The sequence below is a fragment of the Aestuarium sp. genome, from assembly GCF_023253315.1.
Lineage (GTDB): Bacteria > Pseudomonadota > Alphaproteobacteria > Rhodobacterales > Rhodobacteraceae > Marivivens > Marivivens donghaensis.
Genome location: NZ_JALRGW010000007.1, coordinates 43,312 through 54,434 on the forward strand (window position 1 = coordinate 43,312; position 11,123 = coordinate 54,434).

An 11,123-nucleotide genomic window follows, 5' to 3' on the forward strand; every position below is an offset into this window, starting at 1 on the left:
TTGGCGCAAGTTCGCCGATCTTTTCGCACCCACTATCCGACGGTATCGCCCCACGCTAAGACAGGCCATGATCACACGTCGCCACGCCATTTTCTTTGCTCTCTCCGCGCTCGCTGCTTGCGGCAAAGGCGGGGATTTGACCACTTTCGACCACGGCTATAACCCGCCGCTTTTCCCTGGTGAGACGCCTGAAATGCGGGTCTTGGTGAACAAATGGGCGGATAGGCACGAAATTCCTAGAACGCTGCTCCACCATGTAATCCAGCGCGAAAGCGATTACCGCGCGGGTGCCCGCAATGGCCCCTATTACGGCCTCATGCAGATCCTTCCGCAGACGGCGCGCACGATGGGGTATGAAGGCCCTGACAGCGGTCTTTTGGACGCAGAAACTAACCTGCATTACGCGGGACGTTACTTGCGCGGCGCATGGCTCGTCTCTGGCGGAGACGAGGACGAAGCGATCATGTGGTATGCGCGCGGCTACTATTACGAGGCCAAACGCCTTGGCCTGTTGGTCGAAACGGGCCTTCGTGCGGGTTAACGACCCAAGTGCTTCTCGCCTCGTTCACGGGCAAGCTCGATCTGTTTCTGGCGCATACGGAACCGTGCCTTATCCTCGTCCGAGGTCTCGTTAACGCACTGGTGGCAGGACACGCCGTCTTCCCATTCTGGGCGCGATTTGTCCTCTGGCATCACAGGGCGACGGCACGCATGGCAGAGCTCATGCGGACCCTCGACCAACCCATGCCCAACCGACACACGCCCGTCGAACACATAGCAATCACCCTGCCATTTGCTGTCTTCCTGAGGCACCTCTTCGAGGTATTTCAGGATGCCGCCCTTGAGGTGGTAAACTTCGTCAATGCCTTGTTGTTTCACGAAATTCGTCGATTTCTCGCAGCGAATACCGCCCGTGCAGAACATCGCGATCCGTTTGTTGTGGAACCGATCTTTGTTCTCTTCCCACCACTGGGGGAAGTCGCGGAACGATTTGGTCTGCGGATCAATCGCGCCCTCAAAGGTGCCGATCGAATATTCGTAGTCGTTGCGGGTATCGATCACCACAACGTCGGGCGCGGTGATCAGATCGTTCCAATCTTTCGGCTCAACGTAGTGGCCCACGGCAGCACGCGGATCGATGTCCGGCTGGCCCATGGTCACGATCTCTTTCTTCAGGCGCACCTTCATTTTGCCAAAGGGCTGATCCTTCGCGGTCGAGTTCTTCCAAACCAGATCGTCACAGCCGGGCAGGGCACGGATATGCGCCAGCATGGTATTGATCGCAGCTTCAGAGCCAGCAACGGTGCCGTTGATCCCCTCTTTCGCAAGGAGGAGCGACCCTGTGATCTCTTCGCGTTGGCACAGCTCAAGGAGCGGCCCACGGATTGCAGCGGGGTCGGGGAACGGGGTGAAATGATAGAGCGCGCAGACAGTATACATGGGATTTCCATACGCCTGTCGCAGCGTGCGGGCAAGTCTGGCCAAACGAGGTAGGCGCATTGACGGTGGTCCTGCAACCGCTAGGGTATCACCACGCCGAAAACGGAGAGTCCCATGCACCCCAAAACCCACGCGCTGATCGTAATCGATGTTCAAAACGACTTCTGCCCCGGTGGTGCGCTCGCCGTTGCGGGTGGGAACGACATCGTCAGTGGGATCAACGCGCTGATGGATGACTTCGGGGTTGTTGTGCTGACCCAAGACTGGCACCCCGCGGGCCATTCCTCCTTTGCCTCGTCGCACGCGAGCAAATCCCCGCTCGAACTGATCGACATGCCCTACGGCCCGCAGGTCCTATGGCCCGATCACTGTATCCAAGGCACCACGGGCGCCGATTTCCACGCAGCACTCCGCACCGATGCCGACCTCATCATCCGCAAGGGCATGAACCCCGCCATCGACAGCTACTCTGCGTTCTTTGAGAATGATCATACCACCCCAACGGGCCTTGAAGGTTACCTTCGAACGCGCGGCATCACCGACGTCACCCTTGTCGGCCTCGCGACGGATTTCTGCGTGAACTACTCGGCGGTTGATGCGGCGAACCTCGGGTTCAAAGTGACCGTTCGAACCGACCTCTGCCGTGGGATCGACTTTGACGGATCGCTTGCCGCCGCCATTGATGGGATGAAAAGCGCAGGCGTATCGGTCCTCTAAATTTCCTTGCAATAACAGCAGTTGAGGAGCAGCATCCGCCCGAGAGGACGGACATCATGACCCCCAAATTGCTATCGACCCTGCCAGCGACCACGCTGGCCAGTCTGCGTGCCGATGTGTTTGCTGGCATCACCGTGGCGATGGTGGCTTTGCCGCTGAGCCTCGCGATTGCGATTGCCTCTGGCGCTGATCCGTCGACGGGGCTGGTCACTGCGATTGTCGCGGGCTTCTTGATCTCGGCCTTTGGCGGTAGCCGCGTGCAGATCGGCGGCCCGACAGGTGCGTTTATCGTTGTCGTCTATGACGTGATTGCCCGCCACGGGTTTGACGGCCTCCTGATCGCGACCTTTTTGGCGGGGATCATCCTGATCATCGCCGCCACCCTGCGCGCTGGCACCCTCATCCGACATATCCCCGAAGCCGTCATTAACGGCTTTACCATCGGCATCGCTGTCATCATCGCATCCAGCCAGATCAAGGACGGTCTGGGCCTGACGATGGACCATCTACCCGCCGATATGATCGAGAAAATCCCGGCCCTGTGGGAGGCGCGCGACACCCTTTCCCTCTCCGCTGTTGGGGTCACGCTGGTGACGATGGTATTGATCTATACACTGCGCCGTGCCGCCCCTCGTTGGCCGGGTTTGATCGTCGCTGTCGCCGCGACCTCGGTCGCTGTGCCGCTGTTTAACCTACCCGTTGATACGATTGCCGACCGTTTCGGCACGCTCTCCGCATCTCTGCCTGCCCCGCAGCTCCCCGACATGGATTTCGCCCGTCTAAGGGAACTCTTCCCCTCGGCCCTGATTATCGCCTTCCTCGCTGGCATTGAATCCCTGCTGTCCGCCATCGTCGCCGACCGCATGATTTCGGACCGTCATAAACCAAACGCAGAGCTTTTGGCCCAAGGCATCGCCAACCTCGCCTCGCCGCTCTTTGGCGGATTGCCCGCGACAGGCGCTATCGCCCGCACCGCAACCAACGTGCGGGCAGGGGGGCGGACACCGCTCGCGGGCATGATCCACGCGCTGGTGATACTTGTCGTGATGTGGGTCGCAGCCCCGCTCGCATCTGGTCTAGCAATGCCCGCGCTGGCTGGTCTCCTGATCCTCACCGCGTGGAACATGGCAGAGCCGCACAAATGGGGCGAATGGATGCGCGATGACCGCGCAAACGTCGCGCTCCTCCTGATCACGCTCGGCCTGACGGTCCTCACCGACCTCACCATCGCCATAGGCACGGGCGTCACGCTGGGCCTCGCCCTGCGCCTTCGCCGCAACGCAAATCCACCCGATTGGACCCCTCGGGACAAGTGAACCTTGCACCTGCCCCCTGATCTTTGATCTAAGCGGCCCTAACGTAATCCGAAAGGCCCCGTGTCATGGTCGATCTCGCAACCCGCGTCTATAACCACAAATGGAAGATCGACCCCATCGTGCGGTCGCTCATCGATACGGACTTCTACAAGCTCCTGATGTGTCAGTCGGTGTTCCGCAACAAACGCGACACCCGCGTGACCTTTAGCCTGATCAACCGCGCCAAACACATCCGCCTTGCCGACATGATCGACGAAGGCGAACTGCGCGAACAACTCGACCACGTGCGGTCCTTGTCGCTTACCCGCGGGGAATCCACTTGGCTGCGCGGTAACACCTTCTACGGCAAACGCCAGATGTTCCGCCCCGACTTTATGGAGTGGTTCGAGAACCTCCGCCTGCCCGCCTACCACCTCGAAAAACACGACGGCCAATACGAACTCACCTTCGAAGGCTCCTGGCCCGAGGTCATGCTCTGGGAAATCCCCGCGCTCGCCATCCTGATGGAACTCCGCTCCCGCGCTGTCCTCAACACCATGGGTAAATTCGAACTCAAAGTGCTCTACGCACGCGGCATGACGAAACTCTGGGAAAAGGTGGAATCCCTCCGCACGATCCCCGACCTGAAACTCGCGGACTTCGGCACCCGCCGCCGTCACGGCTTCCTCTGGCAGGACTGGTGCGTTCAGGCCCTCATCGAAGGCCTCGGCGATAAATTCATCGGCACCTCGAACTGCAAAATCGCCATGAAGCGCGACATCGAAGCCATCGGCACCAACGCCCACGAGCTTCCCATGGTCTACGCCGCCCTCGCCCAAACCGACGAGGACCTCCGCCGCGCGCCCTATGATGTGCTCGCCGATTGGCACGAGGAACACGACGGCAACCTCCGCATCATCCTGCCCGACACCTACGGGACCAAGGGCTTTCTCGACAACGCCCCCGATTGGCTCGCCCAGTGGACGGGCATCCGCATCGACTCTGGCGATCCCGCCGAAGGGGCCGAGACCGCGATCCAATGGTGGAAGGCCCGTGGCGAAGACCCCACGAAAAAGCTCATCATCTTCTCGGACGGGCTGGACGTGCACAAAATCCACGAACTGTCAGACCAGTTCCGTGGCCGCGTGAAGGCTTCCTTTGGCTGGGGCACCATGCTCACCAACGACTTTATCGGCCTCACCGACGGAGACGCCCTCGCCCCCTTCTCGCTCGTCTGTAAAGCAGTCGAAGCCAACGGCGCCCCCACCGTCAAACTCTCCGACAACCCCAACAAAGCCATGGGCCCCACCGAAGAAGTCGCCCGCTATAAGCGAGTGTTTGGAGTCGGTGAGCAGGAGGCGCGGGAGGTTAGGGTATAAATAACAAAGACCTCGTACATGGTACGAGGTCCTGCCAGCACTGACGAGAAGCTTGTAATCGCTGAGACGTCAGTGGCCCTATGGGTCTTAATGCGGATGTTTCCAGAGCCGCCACACTTCTTACATATCTCTGCCAGCGATTTTGTCAATATTATTGGAGCAATCCAAGGCCATGTAGAATGCAATCATGGATTTGTGACATCGTGGCTTCATCGAGTAAGCTTGTTTGATACAGTCTTTTACCATGCTCTCCCTTACCAATTCGTAAAAGGTCCAATCGGTGCCATCCGACCGCGCAGATCATATCTCCCTTCAGCCAGCGTTGCTGGTTGCCCCAGTTCTTAGGTAGCTCAAAAGGTATGTTTATAGCCATGTGATATGGCATTATTATCTTTGGTTCCGAGAGACTTAGAGGAACAATTGTACAAAGACCTCTTCGCTGCTGTATCTGAGGAGAAACGACGACTGCTAGACGCTTCTTGACCATTTCCGGTTCTTTAAAGCCCGGATAAAAGTCTGCTGTAACAATTGTTCCCTTTTTAGGTGCGTAGCTTAAGGGCAATCGAGTTCTCTTCGGCTTGAGGTTGATGTGCTGAATTATTTAAATCGGAATAGATGTATTTGTCTTCTTTTGATTAATCAACCTTCCCCCTGAGCGCCTTAACCTCGCCCCTAATCTTCTTCGCCTCAAGCCGTCTCCTCACCGACCCCTTCGTGGGCTTTGTGGGGATGCGGCGTTTGGGGACGTGGGTGGCTTTGAGGATCATTTGGGCGAGGCGGTCGCGGGCGATCTCTCGGTTGGTGGCCTGCGAACGGGTGTCCTGCACAAAGATCACGATGGCGCCGTCCGTCGTCCATTTGGACCCCGCGATGCGCCGCAGTCGTCGTTTCACCGCATCGGTCAGAGAGGGGCTGCGTTCGGCCTCGAACCGCAGCTCGACTGCCGTTGACACTTTATTCACGTTCTGACCGCCGGGGCCGGAGGCGCGGACAAATTGCTCGGTCAGTTCCCAGTCTTGCAGGGTGATTTCGTTAGAAATCCGTAACATAAGCGTAAATAAGACCTGTTTTGCGGCGAAAAGGGTGCGATTGCGGGTTTTGCGGTATCTGGATACCGTCTGTGGCTCCCCAAATACGTCCTGAATCTGCCCGAAACAGGTGCGATTGCAAGGAAAAGGGCCGCCCCGGCGATGAGGCGACCCTTCGAAAGTCCAGGAGGTGGGTGCGGTTAGGTCGTCCCACCTGAGTTCGTCGTCAGCCAAGGGCTGCCTTAGCTGCGATCCCCCCAAGCTGTCCCGACACCATTCTCCAATACCTTTCTTGACACTGGATCACCTCCTTTCAATGAGTTTCGCCTGTAAGCTCAGGGTGACACAGATGTCGTGTATGTCAAAACTTTTTGTGCCAGATTTAGTGAAACTTTTGTTACGCTGCCGATTTTTTGGCCAACATTTGGCCGACAATGACGCGGAAAGGCACAAGCGCGAGAAGCGCAATCGCCAGTTTCACGGCATAGTCCGCAACGCCCAAAGTCACCCAAAACGGCATCTCAGCGCCCACCGTCATCAACGGCATCGCGTCCCAAGCCCAAGAAATCTCAGCATTCGCCGTTTCCCCGAAATTGATGAACGCAGCAAAAGCGATGGTGAAGAAAAGCACAGCATCAACGGTCGATGAGATGACAGTCGAGATGATTGGAGCTTTCCACCAGTTGCCATCACGAAGGCGGTTAAAGATAGCAACATCAAGGAGTTGCGCGACGAGGAACGCCGTTGCAGACGCGATCGCGATACGCAGCGGAACGGCTGGGCCGAACTCGAGTTGGATCTGGTTGCCGATCAGCGAGCAGATGATACCGACGATAAAGCCAGCAAAGATCACCTTGCGAGCAGCCTGCGCGCCATAGACGCGGTTCATGATGTCGGTCACGAGGAACGCGATCGGATAGGTGAAGGCACCCCATGTCAAGATCCCATCAAGAATGAGGAACTGAACGAGGATGTTTGAGGCCACAACAACGATGGCCATGGCGAGAACGCCAGAGAGGATACGGGTCATGTCTATATTCCGTTTTTACAAGGTAGCGGCGACTTGGCCCCTTTCGGGGACGCGGTTGATTAGTGCCGCTGCGACCTTCTGTCAATCGGTCAGTTGATACTCGACCAGAGTGCTGGGGCCAAAGGTCTGGCCGTTGTCGGACACCATGGTGAGGCGGATATGGCCTGTTGTATCACGCCAGACGGCGATGCCCTCGAGGTTGCTGTGGGTGCGCAGTTCGGTCTGGAGGAGGGTTTCCTCATTCGTGCCGTCCATGTCGAAACGACGGACACGGGACCGAAACCCGATGCCAAGGAAGTCGCGTTCAAGCAGGTAGAATTTACCATCGGGGCCAATGTCCGCGCCCGTCACGAGGAAAGAGTCACTGCGGGGGATGGTAAAGGCGACGTCCCAATCGCTGCGGTAGCGGTAGACGGGAAATGGTAGATCAAAGCGGCCAGACCGTTCGGGGATCGTATAGATAGTGCCGTCTGGCCCAGCGGCGAGCGCCTCTAGTCCTGAATTGGATTGAAAGTTGTCAAAGGCGGCGGCGCGTTTGAAGGGCCGCGCCGCACCATCGGGCTGATCGTAGGCCATGATGCGGGAACGACCTTCGAAGCTGATATAAAGCTGGCCGTTGGGACCAAAGGCGATCCCTTCGGAGTCGGTTTGTCCTTCGCGCAGAGGCCGACCATCCTCTCCGTTTAGGGGGATCATTTGTCTGACGGACAAGCCCGTCAGAACCTCGTCGTTTCGGGTCAATTCGCCCTTCAGGAGATAGCCGCGGTCCGTGACCATGGTGAAGGCCGTGCCCGTTGGGTCAAGCTCAATAGCGGACAGCTCCTCTGCTCCTGGGATGTTGAAGGCGAACTTGGCGACAAGTTGGGCTTCGGACAGCGCAGGGGTGGCCCCGAGCAGGGCGAATGCAACAGTAATCCAGTGTTTCAATGTCAGCGTCCAGCGACCACAGCGCATTGATCGGGAAGGTCATTCATCCGCAGTGGACCACGTGGCGGAGCAGGCGGTTGGCCTGAGGGCGGCGGCGGATTGAGGATGTCATTCACCCATTTTTCCGCATCTTCGCAGCCATCGCCCGCAGGAATAGGGGCCTGATCCTGACAGGCGTCATCGCCAGCGGGACAGTTCAAACGCACGTGGAAATGGTAGTGGTGGCCCCACCATGGACGGATTTTGCGGAGCCAATCACGATTGCCTGTCGCGTTCTTGCACATTTCGACCTTGGCCCCTGCGAACACAAAGATACGGGCGACGCGGGGGTCTTCGGCGGCGCGACGAAGGATGGCCTCGTGTTGTGGCGACCAATCGTTGTTGGTGTAGGCACCGTTCGCACGTTGCATGGTGATGGAGGAGAGGCTTTCGCGCTCTGCCTCGGACAGGTCGAGGCGGCTGGGGGGAAGCATCCAGATATCGACGTCGAGGCCGATTTGGTGGCTGGCGTGACCCGTGAGCATTGGGCCGCCACGCGGTTGGCTCATGTCGCCAATATAAAGGCCGTCCCAACCTGGCTGGGTCGCGGCAAAGGCGCTGAGGTCTTCGACAAAGGACACAAGCTGCGGCTGGCCCCAGTTGCGGTTACGGCTAAGGCGCATCGCTTGCCATGTTTGACCGTTTTCAGGCAGCTCCATCGCGCCGGATTGGCACCCACGGGCATAGGAACCGATGGCCTCTGACGCGCCGTTGCTGGGTGTCGGGATGTGGCCGAACACCTCTTTGGCGACGCGTGTGTCGTTCGAAGATTGTGACGACATCACCGATGTCGTTGTCTGTGCGGTGTCGTTTGCCTTGCAGGCCGTGAGGGCCAGCAATACACACAATGCCCCTAGTGTGCGGACCATGCTGCGCGATCTCCTTCGCTGTTGACCCAGCGTAGCATTAGAAGACCGATCAGGAAAAGGACGATTACAGGGATAAAGCCCAACTGGTTGCTGCCCGTGGCGTAGGTCGTGATGCCGATCATCATGGGCGCGAGGAACGCGGTTGCCTTGCCTGTGAGAGCAAAGAGGCCAAAGGCTTCGGCGGGGCGTTCGGGGTTCGTGTGGCGCACCATCAAAGAGCGCGATGCAGAATAGAGCGCACCGCCCGCACCGCCAATCGCGGCCCCACAGATGTAGAAGATGATATCGGGCAGGCTCGATCCTTCGGGCAAGGCTATCGGGCCAATGTGAGTGCGCGACATGCTGACGATTATCGTGCAGACGATCATGAGGACGACGATGGCCGCTGTGATCACCGTTTTAGGGCCGTATCGTTTGTCAGCTATGCCGCCGATCCATGTGACGATCGCTGCGGTGATTGCGCCGATGATACCAAAAACGCCGATTTGCATCGTGGCCCAACCCAGCACCAATTTCGCGTAGACGCCGCCAAAGGCATAGAGCGAGTTCAGCGCGTCGCGGTAGAGCATGGAGCCTACGAGGAACGAGGTCAGGCTGCGGCTTTGACCGATGGATTTCACCGCGCGGATCAGTTCGGGGACGACTTCGCCAAAGCTGGTTTTGCGGCGAGGCGTTGAGGTGTCATCGCGGACCCAGAGGAAGAACGGGATCATGAACACGAGATACCAGATCGCGATGAAGGGACCGACCGAACGGGTGCCTTCGCGGGTCGAGGCGTCGAGGCCAAAGATGGGGTCGATGCCCAAAAGTGTTTTGCCGCTGTCACCTTCGGCCAGCAGCAAGAGCATAATGAACAGCGATACCACGCCGCCCCAGTAGCCGAACGCCGAAGCCGAGCCAGAGATTTTGCCTACCTCTTTGTCCGTGCCGAGCGAGGGCAGGATCGCGTTGACGAAATTGAGGCCCGATTCAGCGGCGATGAAGCCGATGTAGAAGATGATCAGCGAAATGGTGAGGGTGGCACCATCTGGTGTCAGGCCCCAGAGGAAGGCAGAGGACACCACGTAAATCACTGAAAAGAAGGCGATCCACGGGATTTTGCGTCCGCTGAGGTCAGCCCAAGCTCCCATGAACGGCGCCGAAATTGCGATGATCACGCCGGCGATGGCAGAGCCGAGGGACCAGAGCGATTGCGCGTCGGCTTCGGGTGTTGCGGAACCGCTCGCGGTGAACCAGTCGGCTGCGACGGCAGCGAAATAGGGGCCAAAGATAAACGTCAGGCCGAGCGTGTAATAAGGCTGTTGCGCCCAATCAAAGGACATCCAGCCCCAGATGCGCTTTTTCGCGGATACTGACATGACATCCCCCCATGCGTTTCAATGATATAGACAGAGAAACAGCGGCTATGGCAAGCACGCCTTTAGGAACAGGGCGTTATCAATGCTGCGGCGGCCAAGGGCGTTTGGTCTCTGCCTCGATCCACGCTTTGACCCATTCGCCCAAGTCTGGCGAGGGGCCTGTGTGCCCCATGATTGCCGCGACTTTTTCAGGCGCGACGATGCCCGATTTGCTGGTCACTGCAGAACGGATCAGAACGTGGTTCGCGCATTCCCCGTTAGAGAGCCACATGCTCTGCTCAATGTAGATGAATTTATCGTCCCAACCGACCGGAACGGACTTCATCGTGATTTTATCGAACATGCGGATACGACGGCGATAGCGCGGGGTCGAACCAGCAACCGTTAGGCCCCAGCCGTTCTGTTTGAGCGCTTTGAGTAGCCCAGACGCCTGACCGAGCGGCAAACGACCCATGTCAAACAGGGTCAGCGTCCGTCCATTGTTCAGTTCCCACCAGAGGTCGAGGTCCCACGGCCAGCAGATATGGTGGGTCACATAGGTTTCGCCAAAGTTTACCTTTGGGTCGTTACGATGAACGAACATCTGCCAAATCAATCGGAGGAACGGATACATGTGTGACCTTTCATTCTGCAGATGCAAAGAAACGTCAGCCGCACCCAAGGTCAACTGGAACGTTGGGGCAGGGATTGCCGAATGGCCCTGCGCACATTACCTGATGAGCAACTGAAAGGACGCGATATGACCTCTATCTTCCAAATCCTGCTGATGATTATCGGTGTGGCTCGTTTTATGATCTTCGCTCACTTTATCATGAGCTGGCTGATCAGCTTCCAAGTTCTCAACGTGCGTCAGCCTCTGGTTGCGCAGGTTTGGTATGGTCTTGAGCGGTTGCTCGACCCGATTTATCGCCCGCTGCGGAATTTCCTGCCGCGCATGGGTGGGTTGGATCTGTCGCCAGTTGTCGCGCTTTTGGGCTTAGAGGCAATCCGGATCATACTGATCAACAACATCGCGATGTTCTACTGATCGGGCCTGTCGGC

General features: G+C 58.1%; 13 protein-coding genes. 5 read left to right on the forward strand and 8 right to left on the reverse strand.

The annotated features are described in order from the left end of the window. The first annotated feature begins 67 nt into the window (after window positions 1-67). Window positions 68-541, forward strand: coding sequence for a transglycosylase SLT domain-containing protein (locus AC1QQ2_RS05995; protein WP_479712451.1), 474 nt, complete (start codon window positions 68-70; stop codon window positions 539-541). Here the strand turns inward: AC1QQ2_RS05995 and trhO are convergent. Continuing rightward, window positions 538-1,440, reverse strand: coding sequence for an oxygen-dependent tRNA uridine(34) hydroxylase TrhO (gene trhO / locus AC1QQ2_RS06000; protein WP_479712452.1), 903 nt, complete (start codon window positions 1,438-1,440; stop codon window positions 538-540). The genes AC1QQ2_RS05995 and trhO overlap by 4 nt on opposite strands. Before the next feature lie 114 nt (window positions 1,441-1,554). Here trhO and pncA point away from each other — a divergent pair, with 114 nt between their 5' ends. The 3 genes from pncA to pncB all read left to right on the forward strand — a co-directional run bounded on the left by pncA (window position 1,555) and on the right by pncB (window position 4,831). Then, window positions 1,555-2,157: a bifunctional nicotinamidase/pyrazinamidase gene (gene pncA, locus AC1QQ2_RS06005; RefSeq protein ID WP_479712453.1), complete on the forward strand. Its 603-nt coding sequence runs from the start codon at window positions 1,555-1,557 to the stop codon at window positions 2,155-2,157. A 56-nt stretch (window positions 2,158-2,213) separates the two neighbouring features. Beyond that, window positions 2,214-3,473 (forward strand): SulP family inorganic anion transporter, encoded by a 1,260-nt coding sequence (locus tag AC1QQ2_RS06010; protein WP_479712454.1) that lies wholly within the window; start codon window positions 2,214-2,216, stop codon window positions 3,471-3,473. Between the two features lie 65 nt (window positions 3,474-3,538). Then, window positions 3,539-4,831 carry a nicotinate phosphoribosyltransferase gene (pncB, locus tag AC1QQ2_RS06015; RefSeq protein WP_479712455.1) on the forward strand — a complete coding sequence of 431 codons (1,293 nt, stop codon included), beginning with the start codon at window positions 3,539-3,541 and terminating at the stop codon, window positions 4,829-4,831. Between the two features lie 151 nt (window positions 4,832-4,982). Here the strand turns inward: pncB and AC1QQ2_RS06020 are convergent, their stop codons facing one another. The 7 genes from AC1QQ2_RS06020 to AC1QQ2_RS06050 all read right to left on the reverse strand — a co-directional run bounded on the left by AC1QQ2_RS06020 (window position 4,983) and on the right by AC1QQ2_RS06050 (window position 10,695). Beyond that, window positions 4,983-5,393: a type II toxin-antitoxin system PemK/MazF family toxin gene (locus AC1QQ2_RS06020; protein WP_479712456.1), complete on the reverse strand. Its 411-nt coding sequence runs from the start codon at window positions 5,391-5,393 to the stop codon at window positions 4,983-4,985. A 73-nt stretch (window positions 5,394-5,466) separates the two neighbouring features. Further along, a complete protein-coding gene (arfB, locus tag AC1QQ2_RS06025) occupies window positions 5,467-5,880 on the reverse strand; it encodes an alternative ribosome rescue aminoacyl-tRNA hydrolase ArfB (RefSeq protein WP_479712457.1) in 414 nt (137 codons plus the stop codon). A gap of 376 nt (window positions 5,881-6,256) precedes the next feature. Next, window positions 6,257-6,889: a queuosine precursor transporter gene (locus tag AC1QQ2_RS06030; RefSeq protein ID WP_479712458.1), complete on the reverse strand. Its 633-nt coding sequence runs from the start codon at window positions 6,887-6,889 to the stop codon at window positions 6,257-6,259. A gap of 81 nt (window positions 6,890-6,970) precedes the next feature. Then, window positions 6,971-7,816 (reverse strand): esterase-like activity of phytase family protein, encoded by an 846-nt coding sequence (locus AC1QQ2_RS06035; protein ID WP_479712459.1) that lies wholly within the window; start codon window positions 7,814-7,816, stop codon window positions 6,971-6,973. Window positions 7,817-7,818: 2 nt separating this feature from the next. Further along, window positions 7,819-8,724, reverse strand: coding sequence for a penicillin-insensitive murein endopeptidase (gene mepA / locus AC1QQ2_RS06040; protein WP_479712460.1), 906 nt, complete (start codon window positions 8,722-8,724; stop codon window positions 7,819-7,821). Next, window positions 8,709-10,082 (reverse strand): MFS transporter, encoded by a 1,374-nt coding sequence (locus AC1QQ2_RS06045; RefSeq protein WP_479712461.1) that lies wholly within the window; start codon window positions 10,080-10,082, stop codon window positions 8,709-8,711. Before AC1QQ2_RS06045 ends, mepA begins: the two co-directional genes overlap by 16 nt. A 79-nt stretch (window positions 10,083-10,161) precedes the next feature. Then, window positions 10,162-10,695 carry an acyl-CoA thioesterase gene (locus tag AC1QQ2_RS06050; RefSeq protein WP_479712462.1) on the reverse strand — a complete coding sequence of 178 codons (534 nt, stop codon included), beginning with the start codon at window positions 10,693-10,695 and terminating at the stop codon, window positions 10,162-10,164. Between the two features lie 126 nt (window positions 10,696-10,821). Between AC1QQ2_RS06050 and AC1QQ2_RS06055 the strand changes: the two genes are divergently transcribed. Further along, on the forward strand, window positions 10,822-11,109 hold the full coding sequence (locus tag AC1QQ2_RS06055; RefSeq protein ID WP_105233988.1) for a YggT family protein: 288 nt from the start codon (window positions 10,822-10,824) through the stop codon (window positions 11,107-11,109). Window positions 11,110-11,123: the final 14 nt, after the last annotated feature.